This is a genomic window from Haladaptatus pallidirubidus (assembly GCF_020700235.1).
Taxonomy (GTDB): Archaea; Halobacteriota; Halobacteria; order Halobacteriales; family Haladaptataceae; genus Haladaptatus; species Haladaptatus pallidirubidus.
In genome coordinates this window covers 3,388,555-3,406,110 of sequence record NZ_CP085301.1, presented here as the reverse complement: position 1 = coordinate 3,406,110, position 17,556 = coordinate 3,388,555, and the positions used below count along the sequence as shown (strand labels likewise).

General features: G+C 56.4%; 20 protein-coding genes and 2 tRNA genes. 4 read left to right on the top strand and 18 right to left on the bottom strand.

Annotated features, from left to right (window positions below; translation table 11 throughout):
- Positions 1–194: 194 nt before the first annotated feature.
- The 16 genes from rpsB to moaA form a co-directional block, all read right to left on the bottom strand.
- A complete protein-coding gene (rpsB, locus tag LIX15_RS18375) occupies positions 195–968 on the bottom strand; it encodes a 30S ribosomal protein S2 (RefSeq protein WP_227774874.1) in 774 nt (257 codons plus the stop codon).
- A complete protein-coding gene (gene eno, locus LIX15_RS18370) occupies positions 965–2,170 on the bottom strand; it encodes a phosphopyruvate hydratase (protein WP_227774873.1) in 1,206 nt (401 codons plus the stop codon). Before eno ends, rpsB begins: the two co-directional genes overlap by 4 nt.
- Positions 2,167–2,346: a DNA-directed RNA polymerase subunit K gene (locus LIX15_RS18365; RefSeq protein ID WP_227774872.1), complete on the bottom strand. Its 180-nt coding sequence runs from the start codon at positions 2,344–2,346 to the stop codon at positions 2,167–2,169. Before LIX15_RS18365 ends, eno begins: the two co-directional genes overlap by 4 nt.
- The gene (locus tag LIX15_RS18360; protein WP_049970944.1) at positions 2,346–2,546 is read right to left on the bottom strand and encodes a DNA-directed RNA polymerase subunit N; all 201 of its coding nucleotides are present in this window, start codon (positions 2,544–2,546) and stop codon (positions 2,346–2,348) included. The genes LIX15_RS18365 and LIX15_RS18360 overlap by 1 nt, the downstream gene beginning before the upstream one ends.
- A gap of 13 nt (positions 2,547–2,559) precedes the next feature.
- Positions 2,560–2,955: a 30S ribosomal protein S9 gene (locus tag LIX15_RS18355; protein WP_227774870.1), complete on the bottom strand. Its 396-nt coding sequence runs from the start codon at positions 2,953–2,955 to the stop codon at positions 2,560–2,562.
- Positions 2,949–3,386: a 50S ribosomal protein L13 gene (locus tag LIX15_RS18350; RefSeq protein WP_227774868.1), complete on the bottom strand. Its 438-nt coding sequence runs from the start codon at positions 3,384–3,386 to the stop codon at positions 2,949–2,951. Before LIX15_RS18350 ends, LIX15_RS18355 begins: the two co-directional genes overlap by 7 nt.
- Entirely contained in the window at positions 3,383–3,736 is a 354-nt protein-coding gene (locus tag LIX15_RS18345) for a 50S ribosomal protein L18e (RefSeq protein WP_049970947.1), read from the bottom strand. Before LIX15_RS18345 ends, LIX15_RS18350 begins: the two co-directional genes overlap by 4 nt.
- 30 nt (positions 3,737–3,766) lie before the next feature.
- A tRNA-Leu gene (locus tag LIX15_RS18340) sits at positions 3,767–3,851 on the bottom strand.
- A gap of 144 nt (positions 3,852–3,995) precedes the next feature.
- Entirely contained in the window at positions 3,996–4,742 is a 747-nt protein-coding gene (locus LIX15_RS18335) for a DNA-directed RNA polymerase subunit D (RefSeq protein WP_227774866.1), read from the bottom strand.
- Between the two features lie 3 nt (positions 4,743–4,745).
- The gene (locus LIX15_RS18330; RefSeq protein WP_076428590.1) at positions 4,746–5,132 is read right to left on the bottom strand and encodes a 30S ribosomal protein S11; all 387 of its coding nucleotides are present in this window, start codon (positions 5,130–5,132) and stop codon (positions 4,746–4,748) included.
- Positions 5,129–5,650, bottom strand: coding sequence for a 30S ribosomal protein S4 (locus LIX15_RS18325; protein ID WP_227774864.1), 522 nt, complete (start codon positions 5,648–5,650; stop codon positions 5,129–5,131). Before LIX15_RS18325 ends, LIX15_RS18330 begins: the two co-directional genes overlap by 4 nt.
- Entirely contained in the window at positions 5,650–6,153 is a 504-nt protein-coding gene (locus LIX15_RS18320; RefSeq protein ID WP_227774862.1) for a 30S ribosomal protein S13, read from the bottom strand. The genes LIX15_RS18325 and LIX15_RS18320 overlap by 1 nt, the downstream gene beginning before the upstream one ends.
- Positions 6,154–6,169: 16 nt before the next feature.
- Positions 6,170–6,254: transfer RNA gene (locus LIX15_RS18315), tRNA-Ser, on the bottom strand.
- Positions 6,255–6,332: 78 nt separating this feature from the next.
- Positions 6,333–6,614 (bottom strand): hypothetical protein, encoded by a 282-nt coding sequence (locus tag LIX15_RS18310; RefSeq protein WP_227774860.1) that lies wholly within the window; start codon positions 6,612–6,614, stop codon positions 6,333–6,335.
- Positions 6,611–7,393, bottom strand: coding sequence for a M99 family carboxypeptidase catalytic domain-containing protein (locus tag LIX15_RS18305; protein ID WP_227774858.1), 783 nt, complete (start codon positions 7,391–7,393; stop codon positions 6,611–6,613). The genes LIX15_RS18310 and LIX15_RS18305 overlap by 4 nt, the downstream gene beginning before the upstream one ends.
- A gap of 96 nt (positions 7,394–7,489) precedes the next feature.
- Positions 7,490–8,449, bottom strand: a complete 960-nt coding sequence (gene moaA / locus LIX15_RS18300) for a GTP 3',8-cyclase MoaA (RefSeq protein ID WP_227774857.1) — start codon at positions 8,447–8,449, stop codon at positions 7,490–7,492.
- A 190-nt stretch (positions 8,450–8,639) separates the two neighbouring features.
- On the opposite strand from moaA, the gene LIX15_RS18295 reads away from it, so the two are divergent.
- Positions 8,640–9,674, top strand: coding sequence for an Mrp/NBP35 family ATP-binding protein (locus tag LIX15_RS18295; protein WP_227774855.1), 1,035 nt, complete (start codon positions 8,640–8,642; stop codon positions 9,672–9,674).
- A 3-nt stretch (positions 9,675–9,677) separates the two neighbouring features.
- Complete coding sequence (locus tag LIX15_RS18290) at positions 9,678–9,905, top strand: DUF7976 family protein (protein WP_227774853.1); 228 nt, start codon at positions 9,678–9,680, stop codon at positions 9,903–9,905.
- A 19-nt stretch (positions 9,906–9,924) separates the two neighbouring features.
- Here the strand turns inward: LIX15_RS18290 and LIX15_RS18285 are convergent, their stop codons facing one another.
- Both LIX15_RS18285 and LIX15_RS18280 read right to left on the bottom strand, forming a co-directional pair.
- On the bottom strand, positions 9,925–10,437 hold the full coding sequence (locus tag LIX15_RS18285) for a hypothetical protein (protein ID WP_227774851.1): 513 nt from the start codon (positions 10,435–10,437) through the stop codon (positions 9,925–9,927).
- A 475-nt stretch (positions 10,438–10,912) separates the two neighbouring features.
- Positions 10,913–14,269 (bottom strand): PKD domain-containing protein, encoded by a 3,357-nt coding sequence (locus LIX15_RS18280; RefSeq protein ID WP_227774849.1) that lies wholly within the window; start codon positions 14,267–14,269, stop codon positions 10,913–10,915.
- A gap of 374 nt (positions 14,270–14,643) precedes the next feature.
- Here LIX15_RS18280 and LIX15_RS18275 point away from each other — a divergent pair, with 374 nt between their 5' ends.
- Positions 14,644–16,533, top strand: a complete 1,890-nt coding sequence (locus LIX15_RS18275) for a 2-oxoacid:acceptor oxidoreductase subunit alpha (RefSeq protein ID WP_227774847.1) — start codon at positions 14,644–14,646, stop codon at positions 16,531–16,533.
- 1 nt (position 16,534) lies between these two features.
- Positions 16,535–17,470, top strand: a complete 936-nt coding sequence (locus LIX15_RS18270; RefSeq protein WP_227774845.1) for a thiamine pyrophosphate-dependent enzyme — start codon at positions 16,535–16,537, stop codon at positions 17,468–17,470.
- The last annotated feature ends 86 nt before the right edge of the window (positions 17,471–17,556 follow it).

The following is a 17,556-nucleotide window of genomic DNA, read 5'->3' as shown; positions in this document are numbered from 1 at the left end:
GTCTCCCACCCATCATCGTGTATCCGTCCGACTACGTGGTTACTGCATTGGTTGCACCATCAAGCGCTTTTACACGAGGGCACCTTCGACCGGCAATTTCGAACGGGCCATTACCGATGAACGAGACGTCTCTGAGGATTCTGCGTTAGCACGACCAATCCGGAAAACAGCGCAGTTCGGAGTCGAAAATTCGATTAAATCTCGCTCTCGAAATCGTCGAGCGAGTAAGCGGGTTTGGCACCGCGGCGGTCGAGTGTCTCGTTGGCGAGCAGCCAGTAGACGACCGACAGCGCTTTGCGACCTTTGTTGTTCGTCGGGACGACGAGGTCGACGTTGCTCGTGTTGTTGTTGGAGTCACACATGGCGATGACGGGGATGCCGACCGTGATGGCCTCCTTGACCGCCTGTGCGTCTCCGATCGGGTCGGTGACGACGACGACGTCGGGTTCGATGTAACCGTCGTATTTCGGGTTCGTCAGCGTTCCCGGGATGAAGCGACCCGTGCGAGCGCGCGCGCCGACCGCTTCGGCGAACTTCTCGGCCGGGAAGCGACCGTACTGGCGCGAGGACGTGACCAACATCTGCTCCGGGTTGTAGTTGGACAAGAAGTCCGCGGCCGTGCGGATTCGCTGGTCGGTCTTACTCACGTCGAGGACGTACAGACCGTCCGTACGAACGCGGTGAATGAACCGCTCCATGTCCTCGGTCTTCTGTTGCGTACCGATATGGACACCAGCGCCGAGGTAGTCCTCGACGGGGATGAGGAGGTCTGCCTCCTCGTCGCCGAGTACGTCCTTGTCGAACTGTGGTTCTTCTTCGGTCTCTTCCGTCTGCGCACCGACATCCTCGTCGGGGTCGATGTCGGGTTCCGCACCGGACTCGCCGGTCGGTTCCGCATCGACTTCTTCTTCCGCGGCGTCGAGACCGTCCGTTTCTTCTTCTACCTGTTCTGATTCGTTATCGCTCATAATCGTGATACGTTCTGCTCGATTCGGATGAGTTCGTTGAGCTTGGCGGTTCGCTCGCCGCCGACCGACCCCGTCTTGATGAACGGGGCGTCGGTCGCAACGGCGAGGTGTGCGATGGTCGTATCCTCGGTTTCGCCGCTTCGGTGCGAGATGACTGGGTCGTAGCCGTTTTCGACGGCGAGTTCGATGGCGTCGAAGGCATCCGAAAGCGTGCCGATTTGGTTCGGCTTGATGAGGATGCTGTTTCCGGCATCCTGTTCGATGCCGTCGGACAGTCGCTCGACGTTGGTGACGAACAGGTCGTCACCGCAGATGAGCGTTCGGTCACCGACCGCGTCGGTGAGTTCGGCGAAGCCGTCGTAATCGTTCTCGTCAAGCGGGTCTTCGACGTAGACGAGGTCGTACTCGTCTACGAGGTCTGCGACGTACTCTATCTGCTCGTCGGTCGAGCGCGTCTGGTCGCGATAGTGGTACTCGCCGTCCTCGTACAATTCGGCACCCGCCACGTCGAGGCCGAACCGAATGTCGAAGCCGAAGTCGTCCGCGACGGTCGAAACCGCTTCGTCCATCACTTCGAACGCTTCATCGTCGTCGATTGACGGTGCCCACGCACCCTCGTCACCTTTGGCCGAGGGGACGTCCCGCTCGTCGAGAATGTTCGCGGCTTCCTGATGCACCGCGGCGTTTGCGAACACCGCGTCCTGTACGCTCGGCGCGCCGACGGGTGCCGCGAGGAACTCCTGAATCGCGGTCGCGTCCGCGGCGTGTTCGCCACCCCCGATGACGTTTCCGAGCGGCACCGGGAAGGTGTCACCGCGGAACGCACCACCGAGATGCTGGTAGAGCGGTGCGCCAAGCACGTCCGCCGCGGCCTTCGCGGCGGCCATGCTGATTGCAACGGCGCTGTTCGCGCCAATTTCCGAGAAGTTGTCCGTGCCGTCCGCCGAGCGGAGGGTGGTGTCAACGTCGCGCTGGTCGCCGACGTAGACGTTCCCTTCGAGGCGTGGAACGGCGTGTTCCCGCGCCGAGGCGATTGCCTCGCCGGGGTCGAGTTCTATCGCTTCGTATTCGCCCGTGCTCGCGCCGCTCGGTGCGGCGGCACGGCCGAAGCCACCGCTTTCGGTCAGCACGTCCGCTTCGACCGTCGCGTTACCGCGAGAGTCGAGAATCCGGCGGAGCCTGACGCTTTCGATGCGCGTCATTGCTCCCCCCGACGGACGGTGAACGGAAGCACACCGGCGTCGTACTCTTCTGCGGCGATGAGAATCGGCTGTGACTCCTCTGTTTCGATGAGCACTGGCGCGCCGTATGACACTTGCAGCGCTCTCGCACCGAGGATTCGGGCTTTTTCGTATCGGGAGTAGTGTTGTTGAGCCATTACTGGTACGGGGCGACGATGTCCACGAGGTCTTTGTGTGACACTATCATTCGACGGCAGCAGTGACGCTCGACGCCGAGTTCGTCGAGAACCTTTCCGGGGTCTTCGTTCCCCATCTGGGTTTCGGCGCGCGCCTTGTACTCCTGCCAGTGTTCACCGACGACCTTACCGCACGTGAAACACCGGACTGGAATCATCATGGGTTAAACCACCTCAACGGTAGGATTTCTGGTAGCGGGCGCGGGCACCGGGACCGCCCCACTTTTTGGGTTCGGACTGGCGAACGTCGTTGACCAGCAGGGAACGGTCGAACTCCATGAACGCATCACGGAGTTCTGCGTCGTTCATATGCTGGACGAGTCCGCGGGCAATCGCGGTGCGGACTGCGTCTGCCTGTCCGGTGATGCCGCCGCCCGAAACGTCGACGTCGACGTCGACGGCTTCGCGCTCGTCGTCCGCGATGCGGAACGGTTCGAGCATCTTGAGTCGGGCCATCTCCGGCTCGACCAGTTCGACTGGTTTCGAGTTGATTCGCACACGACCTTCGCCCTCCGCAACCGTGGCACGGGCGATTGCCGTCTTTTTCTTTCCGCTCGTATTCGTTACCATGTGACGTTAGCACCTAGGTATTCGCTGACTTCGCCCAGTTGGACGAAGCGGATGTTCGAGAGTCGGTCCAGCGACGTCCCGTCGAGGACTTCGCCGTCCTCGTCGTACGGGTTGCCAACGTAGACGCGAATGTTCTCGAAGGCCTCCCGGCCGCGCGGCTTCTTGTACGGAACCATGCCGCGAATCGCGCGCTTTGCGATCATGTCCGGTCGCTTTGGGTAGTACGGACCTTGGTCGGAGCTGAGGTTGAACCTCGTCTCGAACTTGTCCAGTATGTCCTGTTTGCCGCCGGTGATGATAGCTTCCTCGGCGTTGACGACGGCGACTCGTTCGCCGTCCATTGCCTTCTGTGCGACCTTGCTCGCCACGCGACCGAGAATGCAATCGCGGGCGTCGACGATGACATCAGCGTCGTACTCTGCGATACTCATCGAATCACTCGCACGTTAGCGCCGTTGGGGTTTTGTTCGATTGCCTGTTCGAGTTGGATCGGATCGCCGTTTGCCTGCTCTATCTTCGTCTCCGCGGTCGATGAGAAATCGACTGCGGCAACAGTGACGTTCTTTTGCAGGACGCCGCTTCCGAGAACCTTGCCGGGTACGATGACGGTTTCGTCTTCCTGTGCGTATCGTTCGATACGGCCCAGGTTAACCTCCGCGTGCGTACTCCGTGGTTTCTCGAGGCGGGTCGCAACGTCGTTCCACACGTCGGTTTCTTCGCTGCGCGAAACCGACTTGAGCTCGGCGATGAGACTACTGAGCCTCGGATTAGTTTTACTCATGCTACTTCCTCCAAGTACTGAGAACTGAAGTGCAGGGAGCAGGATTTGAACCTGCGGACTCCTACGAGACAGCGCCCTGAACGCTGCGCCGTTGGCCAGACTTGGCTATCCCTGCACGCTGAGAATACGTGCGCACCCTCGTGGGCATCACACAGTTGTCCGCGGCCCTTAAAACCACTTTCGGTTGGCCGATTCCGAGAGTCGACACTCTCCGTCGAATCGGCGAACGCGTCAGGGGTGTTCCAAGGGCCTGTCATTGTTATAATTGAATTGCCTGTTCGAGTTCGTCCGCGCGCTCGGCCAACGAATCGACCGCCTGCGTGACCAACTCCTCGACGGTAAACGAACCGTCGCTTTCGACGTCGAACACGAATGCGTTCGGAACGTCGTGAACCTCGACCTCCTTTCCGGGGTACCGGTTGGTCAGGTCGTGGTCGAACGATTCCGTCGGAACGATCTCACCATCGTCTTCGATGATGCCGCGGAGAATCTGGGGGTCTTCCTCTCCGAACTCGTCCCGGTCGCCGACGACTTCGACGCGCTGCAGGTGGCGGTATCCGACCGCAACGCCACCTTGGTGCCGTGCGTGTTCTTTCCCCGTCCCGAGGACTGCGTCGGCCTCCAGCTCGAGGCGCTGACTGTCCTTCAGGTCGATGATCGGAACGTTGTCCTCGGCGGGTTGTACCATCTCATCGGAACTGATGAGGTCGCCCGAGAACGCGGTTCCCGGACCGGAAACGTCGAGGCTGAGCGTTACAGTGTCGCCCTCCTCGAACTCTCCGGGCGGCGTGGTTAGCGGAACCAAGCCCAGACGCAGTCCGATTTGCTCGTCGAACATCACCGAGGAGTTCTCGATAACGCGGAGCGTCTCGATGGACAGCGTCGGAACGTCCGCAATCATGGCCCGGCGAATACCGTTGGCGAACGCCGGTGTGACGTTGCGAACGAGGAACTGCGCCTTGTGTTCGTCGCCGTCGATGAACTCTACGTCGAAGTTGTCGGTCATGTGTTAGAATCCACTACCTTTCGGTGCGCGGGTACCGTCGTGCGGAATCGGCGTTACGTCCTCGATGCGGCCGATTTCGATTCCGGCACGAGCGAGCGCGCGAATCGTCGCCTGCGCACCCGGACCCGGGTTCTGCTGAAGGTTGCCACCGGGACCTCGCACGCGGACGTGCAGGCCGTCGATGCCGGCAGCTTTGACTTCGTCAGCGACCGTTTCGGCCATCTGCATGGCCGCATACGGGGATGACTCGTCTCGGTTCTGTTTCACGACCGTCCCACCGGAGGATTTCGCAATCGTCTCCGCACCGGTGAGGTCGGTAATCGTGATAATCGTGTTGTTGAACGATGCGTGTACGTGGGCGATGCCCCACTTTTCGTCGTTGTCGCTCATTCGTTACCCTCCGCGCGTTCTGGATGAAGTTCGTCTGCAAGCGGGCTGTTCTCGTCGAAGGCGACGCTGCCTTCCTCGACGATTTCGACCTTGTACGACGGGATCGACACGCGCCGACCGTCAACCGTAACGTGGCCGTGAGTGATGAACTGGCGCGCCTGCTGTGGCGTGTTGGCCAGTCCCTTTCGGTAGGCGACGGTTTGGAGACGTCGCTCCAGGACGTCTGTGATTTCGAGGAGCAGAACGTCGCCGAGTTCGTCGCCATCGTCGAGGACGCCGATTCGCTTCAGGCGGGAGAGGAACTCCCCACCGTCTGCGGATTCGTCGCCCGTAATGTCGCCGAGCAGTCGTCGGGCCTCACGGCGGAAGTTGCGGAGTTCGCTCTGGGCGCGCCAGAGTTCTTCCTTGTTCTTCAGACCGTATCGGCCCATCAGACCGCGTTCTTCGCCGATGCGCTCGCCCTGGAACGGGTGATTCGGCGTTTCGTAGAATTTGGTGTTCTCACCGGGGAGCGACATTATTCTTCGTCACCCTCCGCGGCGGCTTCTTCCTTGATAGCTTCGACGTTCACGCCGATCGTACCCTCTGTACGACCCGTGGACTTGGTTCGCTGTCCGCGAACTTTCTGTCCGCGCTTGTGGCGAATGCCTTTGTACGAGCTAATCATCTTCATCCGGTTGATGTCCTGTCGCCGCGACATCGACAGGTCGTTGCCGGTTTCGTGGGTCGTCTCACCCGAGAAGTACCCGTCTCGGTGGTTCGCGAGCCACTCGGGAACTTCGTCGGCGTAATTTTCCACGGCCTCGACGACGCTCTGAATGTCGTCTTCGTCGAGTCGGCCGAACGTTGCGGTTCGGTCGATGCCCGCCTTCTCGGCGAGCAGTCGTGCCGTGCGACGACCGATTCCGTTCATGTCGGAAAGCGACCGCTCTACGGTTTTCGTCCCATCGAGGTCTGTTTGCCCGATGCGGACGAAGTACCGAAGGTCGTCGTCTTCGTCCTCTGGTTGTTCCGTACTCATGGTTGATAGTTTGGAGCGTCGAGGGAGGGATTCGAACCCTCGAGGCTTGACGCCACAGAGTTAGCAACCCTGCGCCGTGGGCCAGACTAGGCTACCTCGACACGCGTTCATATGTTCGCCCTTCCGGACTCGGGACGCGCGTCCCTACAGTTGTCTGCGATTCAACCTACCGGTGGTTACTATTTAAACGCAACGAATGTCCCTCGAACTGCACGATACACCGCCGCAAGCCCCACCGAGACGACGTACATTCCAAGGAAAAACGGCACCCAGAACACCCATAGCTCGAACGTCGGAAAGAGATGGCTCCCAGAGGCGCTCCCGAGCGTGAGAACGAGGTATCCCGGCAGTGCGAGTGGCGTCATAAATCGGGTGTCCAGCGCACCGATGACGACCGGAACGACCAACAAGAGATACCACCCCCACACTGCCCGCCCTGCGAGCACGTTTCTGACGTTCATCTCTCCACACTCCGCTCGATTCCGTGTCGGGAGAGCAAATCTTCGGCGGCCTTCTTCGTCCAGCGAACTCTTGTGTTGGAGTCGATGAAAAATTCCGTCGTTTCGAAGAGATACCCCGCCCGGTTTAGCTCACCCGCGACTCTGTGAACGAGCATCGGACGCGACCCCGTTATCTCGCCGCCGCGTCGAAACGCGTGAAGCGGCATCGACCACGGCACCACCGATTCGTTCAAATACTCCGCCGTTCGCTTCGCGTACTCGCTCGCTCCCTCTGCATTCGTCGGCCAAATCACCTGCCCGACCGACGATTCGTGATAGCCGTAAATTCCGATGGAGCGGTGCAAATCGAGAACCACGTCAGGGTCGTGGCGGGAAACCACGCCCCAGATTGCCTGCGCCAGTTCCGTCTCCGGCTGTTCGCCGGTCGGGAATTGCCGATTCAAATCGCCGTTTTTTCCCTCCCGACTGTTCGCTCGAATAGCCACTTGATTCGCTTTCGGGAGGACGACGAGCGTTCCACCCGAAATCCGCCACTCCGCGATGTCAGTTGCGGCGCGGTAGCCACTTTTCTCATCACCGTGCATTCCGCCGACGATCAAGGCGGTCGGGCCGCTTCCTCCCTCTCGGACGAACACGTCCGTCGCGTGTTCCGTCTCCGAAAGAATAGTGTACGCAGGCTCGGTTGCGGATTGCTCTGTCCGACCACCGCCAACCGTAGAAACGCTCGTTCCAGCGATGGAAAGCGCGCCGACTTTCGTCAAGAATGCCCGTCGTCGCATACGAGAAGGCGAGTAGCCAGCCCGTATTAACTTTGTTACCGTTCGGACGACGTTCGTTTCGCGACCGCCAATCGATTTCAGTGAGAGAGTCCGTATTCAGGCATCGATGTAACGGTCGTTTATCTCCCACTCGTCCTCGCCGTTTCGAATCATGTACTCACCGTAGTACGGAACTCGATTTGCGACCGTCTCGCGGAATGTCTCCCTGATTTCGGGTTTCGTCATTTCGCCCATCGGTCGCAGGTCGTCGTTGCGGTTCAGACATCCCTTTAGGTATCCTTCGTGCGTCACGCGCACGCGATGACAATTCGAACAAAAGCTCGGATTTTCGACCGGATCGACGATTTCGACCATTCCGCCGTTCACCCAGTATCGTTTGCGCCCGTGCATCTCCCGTATTTCGACTTCGTCGGCCTGTTTTTCGAGCCAGCTGTGGACGCGTTGGATGTCGATTGCCCATTCCGGTTTTCCGGTTAGTTCGGGCATGTACTCGATGAGTTGTAGCTGAAGCCCGTCGTTTTCGGCGACGTGTTCGACCATCTGCGGAACGTAGCCTGCCGTCGCCTCGAAGACGACCATGTTGAGCTTCACTGGGTCGAGTCCGGCGTCAAGTGCGGCCTCGACACCTTCCATCACTTTGTCGTAGGCTCCGCTCTTCGTCACCTCCGCGAACGCTTTCGGGTCGAGCGCGTCTTGCGAAACGTTCACCCGTGACAGTCCCACCTCGCGGAGTTCCTCCGCTCGGCCCGGCAGGAAGGTTCCGTTCGTCGTCAGCGAGGTTTCCATCTCATTCGGTGTTCGACGGATGATTTCCTCCAAATCCTGCCGAAGCATCGGTTCTCCGCCCGTGAACTTTACCTTCTGCACGTCGAACTCGCGGGCCACTTCCAGAAACCGAACCACGTCGTCGGCGCTCATTTCGTCGTCTTGCGGATCCATCGGGCCGCGCGTGTCCCCGAGGCCCTCGTTGTGACAATAGACGCAATCGAAATTACACCGGTCGGTGAGAGAGATTCGTACCCCCGTGACCTCGCGCCCGAACGAATCTTCGAGCATCGTCCGTACCTTTCGAATGGGTATTATTAAACTCGTGGGAGCCAGCAACACGGATGTAATCAGATATGGTTACGCGGCAGTGCCGAGGAAATTGTGCTCCGTAACGAACGGCGACCCAAATCAAATCCCAACGTCCGCCGGGTCGCCCAGTTCATAAGTCTTATCGACGGGACACGCCCTAGCCGAACGCATGGACGAAGCTGACGTTCGAGACCTCCTTCGCGGGGTCGAAGACCCCGACCTCGACGAGGATATCGTCTCGCTCGGAATCGTGAACGAAATCACGGTCGATGACGACACTGTACATATTTCGCTCGCACTCGGGGCACCGTACGCACCCCACGAAACTGCAATCGCAAATCGCGTTCGCGAGGTGCTCGGAAATGAAGGCCTCGACGCTGAACTGTCGGCTCGCGTCGATAGCCAACACTCACCCGAAGAGCAGGTTCTTCCCGGCGTAAAGAACATCATCGCCGTCGCGTCCGGAAAAGGTGGCGTCGGAAAGAGCACCGTCGCCGTCAACCTCGCCGCCGGACTGGCCAAGCTCGGTGCCCGTGTCGGCCTGTTCGACGCCGACGTGTACGGTCCGAACGTCCCGCGGATGGTCGCCGCAAACGAGCGACCGCAAGCCACAGAGGAGGGAAAACTCGTTCCGCCCGAGAAATTCGGCGTGAAATTGATGAGCATGGCCTTCCTCGTCGGCGAGGACGACCCCGTCATCTGGCGCGGTCCGATGGTTCACAAAGTTCTCACCCAACTTTGGGAGGACGTGGAGTGGGGCCAACTCGATTACATGGTCGTCGACCTTCCACCGGGAACCGGAGACACGCAACTCACACTGCTCCAAAGCGTTCCCGTCACCGGCGCGGTCATCGTTACGACGCCACAACAAGTCGCTCTCGACGACGCGCAAAAAGGGCTTCAGATGTTCGGCAAGCACGAAACCCCAGTTCTCGGGATCGCCGAGAACATGAGTTCGTTCAGGTGTCCCGACTGCGGCAGTGAACACGACATCTTCGGCCACGGTGGCGGTGCAGCGTTCGCCGAAGAGCAGGACATGCCATTCCTCGGCGGCGTCCCTCTTGATCCCGATGTTCGAACCGGCGGTGACGAGGGCACCCCAATCGTTCTCGACGAGGAAAGCGAAACCGGGGACTCCTTCCGCGTCCTGACCGAAAACGTCGCCAACAACGTCGGGATTATCAACCGGCGTAGACAGAAGTAACCCATGGCGGGCGACCCCGAGACGTTTGAACCGAACCCCGACCGAGTCGAAACGTTGCGCGAAATCGCGGACGACATCCGCGGCGACAGCAGTGAAAGCAGACTCGTCGCCGCGATTCTCTACCGAATCAGCGATCTCTACGACCCGAACGAAGACACCTCTCCGAAGGATATCTATATCAACATGCGCGAGATAATCCGGACGAAAAACGCCGGGGGGGAAGGTAACTAAGAACAAATATTCGGCTTTCTCACCGGAATCGGCGGACAACGACGAAGATACCGAACAGCGAAAGCACGAGATATGCGATCGGAATTCCTCCGATTTCGTATCCTCCACTAAGCTTTTCGCCGAAACTCGGCGCATAGGTTTTGTTTTTATACTCGTAATGGTTATCCATCCACGTCGGCCGCACCGGTTCGAACGATTCGTTCCACGTTTCGGTCTGTTCACCGGCCGTTCCGACGAATCCCATCTGGTCGAGGCCGCCATCGCTTTCTGTGAGGTTTCCCGAATACAGTCGTGCTTCGCCCGCAATTTCTTGCCCATCGTCATCCAGTAGTTCGACTTTTATTGTTCGCGTTCCTCCTGGTCGGATAGAGACGGGATAGAAACTCCCTTCAGTACCGAGTGTGTGGACGAACAGTTTCGAAGAGTACGTCTGAATTGACGGATTCGCAAGCGTAACATATGCGACTGCGGATTTATCTCCGTCTATCGTTCCGTTGGCTACGGTGACGTTTTTGATATACGGGGTCAGCACTTCGGGAGAGTTCGAAGCATCGATTTCTCTGGTGAAGTTGTAGGTCGTGTTATCGCCGAACGTTGAGACGAAAACGGAGTGGTTATCTTGGAATGCGTGTAGGCCCTGCGTGATGTTAACTTCTCTTTGGAATGATTCACCAGGTGAGATGTTGAATAGCTTCTTGTAATATTGATGGCGGCCTATTTTAACAAGTAGTCCAGAATTTTCTATATATTTCGAAGTAGGATTACTAACAACCAAATCTACTGTTTCATTCTCAAAATGAGATTCAATACACACTCCCTGAAACGATTCGATAGCTCTAGTCGTACCTTCTTTTGAGGCGGGACAATCAGACGCATTTGAACCGCTTGTATCGGCACTTACCACGGGAACGACCGCCGAGGGTACCACGATGAGAACGGCAAATACGAGCGATAGTGTTCTTCTCACACAACCGTTTTCTACCCTACTAATATTTAAATATAATTTATTATATTATACAATGGAATTTAATTTCGCAGTCTTCTTCGATTTCTCCGCTCTGCTTTCGAAGCTTGTTCTTGATTTCTGATGCGCTTACGTACCCCGAATACGACTTGTCGACGGTTTTGGTATCTGTGGTTTCGTTTTTCACTGTCTCTCCGAGAACATACTGTTGAGTGGCATCGACATCCGCAGTCACATAGGTGTTTAGGACTGTATCTCCCGCAAATCGAATATCGACGGTGGTAGTCTTACTCCCCGTCCGCTTTTGCATATCCCATTTGAGATTCGCTCCATAGCTTCCGATACGCCAATTGTCTGCCGATATGAGTGATTCGACGTCCATCCGATCTGTCGTGGTCATCCGTTCTTGCCACTCGTACTCTGCATCGCTAACCTTTTCGCGGGTTTTCACTTCGTATGTGCGAACGACATCCGTGTACTCTTCTTGATACTCGTATAGATACTGAGTCTTGTATTCGGCATTACTGATTTTCACTTGTTTCTGCTTACCGGTAGACCAGTGATCCCATCCGAGTTTTTGAGGCGCCCAATACGTCGCCGTTCGAGTAACCGTGTAGGTGTACTCCTCTGTCGTCGTGTACGTTCTTTCGACAGTCGTCGTGTACGTATAGGTTTTCGGAACTTCGAAACAGATTCCCTCGAATCCGCATTTCATGACGTACTTCGTGTCCGTTTTAGTCACTTCGACTTCTTTTGTCTTCGTCACCGTTCTCGTCCGCGTTTTTTCGACATCGTACTCGTATGCGTACTGCTTCTGGGTTTGATACCGCGCTGGCTCTGTTTCTACGCGTCGAGTCTCTCCGAGGAACGTTCCGTCGCCGGTTTTCGAATCTCGCCACTCCTGTTCGGTTCTGGTTCGTGTCTGCTTCTCGCTTTCGCGCCCTCCGGACCACCAATCTGAATGAGTTTGGAGAAATGCGGAGTGTTGGAGCTTCGTCGGGAACGTCTTCGATTTGATTTCGTACTGTGCATCTCGAACTTTGACGCGCTCTTCGAGCGTGTATTCGAATCCGTCGCGCTCCGTATCCACGACCGAGTACCCATCTGCGAGATAACGGTCGCGTTCTGCCTCTGACGTGGCACGCGCCCAATCGTACGTCGGTCGTTCTACTCTGTACTTCGTGTCTTTGATAGAGATATTCGTCCAAATCGTTCCGTACTGTCGATATATCTCTAAATCAGGTATCAATGCTTCTTCGTACGTTGCTATCTTTTTCTTGTTATATACGCGTATTTTTGGATTCTCTACCGTGTTCGCTAATTCAGATGCTTCGAAATCAATAATTCCCTTATATATTCTCGGATCATCAGCATGAGTTCCATTTTCTAGTCTTTGTGTTATTATTTCATCCCATTCAACGATGTTTCCTTTCGCACCTACTGGTGTCATTCCCAACTCAAACTGGTTGTGATAGGTATTCTTCGCAAATCTATATCCATTTGTAGTGACTCGAAGACGTACCGTATCGTTTGGTTTGTATGGGCCTTCTGACAGAACTTCCACATTATTTATTCCTGGAATATATTCTTTCAAATAGTTAAATTCTTTTGACGATTTTAGTTCATATTTGTCCTCAATTACTAGCCTAGCAAACTTGACAGATCTAAACTTTCCAGTCTTGTTATCTGGAGAAATTGGATTTGCACCTTTCTGCCATGTATATTTGAGCTTGGTTCCATCTGGATCAAAAGAATCGCTTGCGTCAACGACAATACCCCATTTCGACTTTAAATGGCCGGTTGTTCCATCATTTATTACATCCACTCGAAGTTCTGGTGGACTAGGTTCTACTCGGAGGTTTGAATATATTTTCTCACTCTCAATAGCTCTCTCATAATTTTTATCGTTAAATAATAATTTCTGATTTATAATATAATTTCCTGGTTCTTGAGCTCTCCAATAAGTGTTTAAATGTAACATCTCCTCTTTGAGTTTTTTGTCCTGATGGACTTTCTGCGCGAAATTATCTAATCTTCCAGGTTTCACTTCCACATCATTCGGATCAACCCCATTCAAATCGATTTTCAGCACATGATGTGCTGTGTATCGTTCGGGATCAATCCGCTCGTGGTATGAATCCACTGGGTCATTGACGAACCCTGACTCGATGATTTCCGGTTCCTTCGTCGGCGTAATCTCTCGTTCCAATACACTTGTTTGCCCACGAGCATCAACCGCAGTGACGGTTAGCGTGTACGTTTCACCGGAGTCGAAATCAGAGTAATCGAACGACGACACTTGTCGTCGTTGCATCTCTCCGGGAGTTCCGTCCATCTGTAAGCGGCCGATAGCCGTCCCATCAAGTCGGACGGTTATCGAGCGTAAATTCTCATATCGGTCAGTTGCGATTACACTGCCAGAGACGGAAGTGTGGCTGTCGAAAGACAACAGCTCGACCGCCGGTTTCGGGTCGGCTATGACCGTGGTCGATCCATCGGAAAATCGGGCAACGTTACGGGAGTCATCGGCGTACGTAACGATGGCGTAGAGTGTGTGATCGCCGGGTTTCCAGTTCGTCGTCACTGTCCGTCCGCTTCCGAGGGTGCTTGAATCTCCAACCCAGCTGATAGAGCGTACTTGACTCGAACTCGCTGACGACCGCAAACTGTAGGTTCTGCGAAGCGGTGAAGAACCGGTGACGAGGTCATCTCCTGTAACCGTCGGAGAGTACTGGTCTGCAAGTGTATTTTCGGCTGGAGCGTTTCGAGCAGGTTGCACCGAAACGTCGAACGTATCGGATGCTGTTTGACCATCCGTATCGGTCACCGTCGCGGTGATTGTCCGTAAACCAGTACTCGCAAACGTTTGAGAAATCGTATCAGCGGAGTCGACGTTCGATAGCGAACGTGCTTCGACCTTTTCGCCGTCAACTGACCAGACGATGCGGTCTAAGCGTGTGGCACCGGTGCGGATGTTGGCGGAGTATATCGACTCCTCACCGACACGAGGTTCTTGTGCCCCGGAAACGGTGACTTCCGGCTTTTCGCCGGGTGAAACGGAGACATACAGTGTGTCGTGACTGCTTGCTCCGTCTTCGTCAGTCGCGGTTAGAGAAACCGTGTAAGTACCGACCGAGTTCGGTCGAAACCGTGTTCGTGGGCAAGTTTCACAATCGGGGACCGTCGTCGTCCCATCTGGCGTCGTTATCGACCATTTGTATCGTTCGATTTCTCCGTCGGGGTCGTAAGAGCCCTGCGCGTTGAGCAGTACAGTTGCGCCTCGGGTAACAGTTTGGTCAAGTCCAGCGTCTGCAAGCGGCGATTCGTTCGCCGCCGTCGTCGGAGGAACGAGCGATGTAATGAGGAGGAATACAAGTATGCTAGCAACGGCTCGGTTCATGGGTTTAGCAGGTTTTGTCTCTCTCTACTTTAAAAAGTTATCTGATAAGTCGGTTAAAAATATACGACCACTGCTTCAATCTACCGCTCGGTACAAAAACGGAAGTACGGATGAAAAGCCGGAAACGCTGGACGTTAACTACACAAAAACGAAGACAGTTCTATAGAATTATTGATTTAGAATACATATTAATACATTACCTATATTTAATATATCGAATAAGTATTAGTAGTTACTATTCTTCAGCCAAACTCCCGAAACCAGCCGCCAGACGCCATCTATCACAATAGTTCCTTGCTAATCTATGGCAAAGGCTTTACCCCCTTGCGTCACTACGAATAAACACTAGGCCAGGGAGGCCAGGAGCTACACTTATGACGGATGACGAACTAATCTGGCGAATCGCAGGGGGTTCCGGGGACGGAATCGACTCGACGAGCCAGAACTTCGCAAAAGCCCTGATGCGGTCGGGGCTGGACGTATTCACGCATCGACACTATCCGTCGCGCATCCGCGGTGGCCACACGTACGTGGAGATTCGCGCGTCGGACGAAGAAGTAAAATCACGAGGGGACAACTACAACTTCCTCCTCGCACTGGGTGACAGTTTCGCTCGAAACCCACAGGAAGAAGCCTACTACGGTAACGAGGAGATCAAACCCCTGACGGAGAACTTGGACGAACTCCGCGAGGGCGGTGTCATCATCTACGACTCCGGACTGCTCGACACGGACGACGTTCCGAACTTCGAGGAACGCGTCGAGGAGAACGACTGGCACGTCTTCGACTTAGACCTTCGCGGTCTGGCTAAGGAGTACGGTCGTGAAATCATGCGGAACACGGCCGGTATCGGCGCGACCTGCGCCATCATCGACCTCGACCTCGACGTGGTCGAGGAGTTGATGACCAACGCAATGCCGGAAAAAATCCTCGAACCCAATCTCGAAATTCTCCGCGAATCCTACGAGGACGTAAAGGAGAACTACGACACCGACGTCGGCGTGACTGTTCCCGAGAGCGAGCACGAAGAAGAACCCGTGCTCATTTCCGGCAGTCACGGTATCGCATACGGTGCCATTGACGAAGGATGCCGGTTCATCGCCGGATACCCGATGACACCGTGGACCGACGTGTTCACCATCATGACCCAACATCTCCCCGACCTCGGCGGAATCTCCGAGCAGGTCGAGGACGAAATCGCCGCCGCCGCGCTCGCAATCGGTGCGAGCCACGCGGGCGCGAAGGCGATGAGCGGGTCGTCCGGCGGTGGATTCGCGCTGATGTCCGAACCACTCGGTCTCGCCGAGATGACCGAAACGCCGATAGTGCTCGTCGAATCGATGCGAGCGGGTGGTTCGACGGGAATGCCTACCAAGCCGGAACAGGGCGACTTAGAGCACGTCCTGTACACGAGCCAGGGCGACTCGAACCGCGTCGTCTTCGCACCGGGTGACGCGCGCGAATCGTACATTCAGACGCGAAAGGCGTTCGAAATCGCCTACAACTACCACATACCAACCATCGTCCTCTACGATCAGAAGCTCTCCGGTGGCCACGAAACGGTTCCGGAATCCGTCTTCGACCGCGACCCGAACCCGGACATCGGAAAGGTCGTCACCGAGGAGGATATCGAGAACGGAGAGCGTCTCGCCGGTCGATTCAAGCGCTACCGCTACGACGGCGAAGACGGTGTCAGCCCACGCTCCCTGCCAGGACAGAAGGGCGGCAACTACCTCGCCTCCGGTAACGAACACAACGAGGCCGGACACATCAGCGAAGACGCGGACAACCGCATCGCGCAGATGAACCGTCGGATGTCCAAACTCGACGCCATCAGCGACGAACTGGACGCGATGGACGGGTCCTACCAGACGGTGTACGGCGACGAGAATGCCGACTACGCCATCCTCAGCTTCGGGAGCATGAAAGGTGCCGTCGAAGAAGCCGTGGACGTGCTGAACGACGACGGTCACTCGGTCAAGGCCATGAACGTCAGCAACATGCTTCCGTTCGCGACGAATGAAGTCAATTCATTCCTCGAAGACGTGGACGAGGCGCTGGTCGTCGAGATGAACTCCACGGCACAGTTCCGTCGGCACATCCAGGGAGAAACAGGTCGCCACGGCGACAAACTGTACAGCCTACTGAAATACGACGGCAACCCGTTCGAGCCCGCCGAAATCGTGGACGGTTTCGAGGCACGGCTCGACGACGGTGCTGAGCCGACGTACAACACGCGGATAGAGTCCGCAACGGGTGACTGAAATGAGTGTATTCAACGCAATCGACGAAGAACGAGACATCGACGTGAACGAATTCACGCCCAGCCTCGAACCACAAGCGACGTGGTGTCCAGGCTGTGGTGATTTCGGCGTCCTAAAGGCGCTGAAACAGGCAATGCCGGAGGTCGGTCGAACGCCGGACGAGACGCTTCTCGTCACGGGTATCGGCTGTTCCGGAAAGCTGTCCAGCTACTTCCAAAGTTACGGTTTCCACTCGATTCACGGGCGTTCCCTGCCGGTCGCACGCGCGGCCAAACTCGCCAACCCTGACCTCGAAGTCATCGCCGCAGGCGGTGACGGTGACGGGTACGGCATCGGTGGCAACCACTTCATGCACACCGCCCGCGAGAACCACGATATGACCTACATCGTCTTCGACAACGAAATCTTCGGCCTAACGAAGGGGCAGACCTCGCCCACGTCGCCGAAGGGACACAAATCGAAGACGCAACCGCACGGCAGTGCGAAAAGTCCGATTCGGCCACTGTCGCTCGCGCTCACCTCGGGCGCGAGCTACGTCGCCCGAACCGCGGCGGTCAACCCGAATCAGGCGAAGGAAATCCTCGCGGAAGCGATGGAACACGACGGGTTCGCACACGTTGACTTCCTGACGCAGTGTCCGACGTGGAACAAGGACGCAAAGCAGTACGTCCCGTACATCGACGTGCAGGACAGCGACGACTACGACTTCGACGTTCACGACCGACGTGAGGCGGCCGAAGCGATGCACGAAGCGGAAGATTCGCTGTACGAGGGCAAAGTGCTCACCGGTCGATTCTACATCGACGATGACCGGCCGTCCTACCAGGAAGAAAAGCAGGCAACCGGCGATATGCCGGAAACGCCGCTCGCGGAACGGTACTTCGACGACGATTACGAGTGGGAACGAAGCTACGACCTGCTCGACCGCCACAAGTAATCTCGTTTCACCGCTTCCGCCGATTTGACCAACCTTTTCGCAGCTGACAATGTGTTTTCCACTTCGCAAGGTATTTTTTCCTGTGA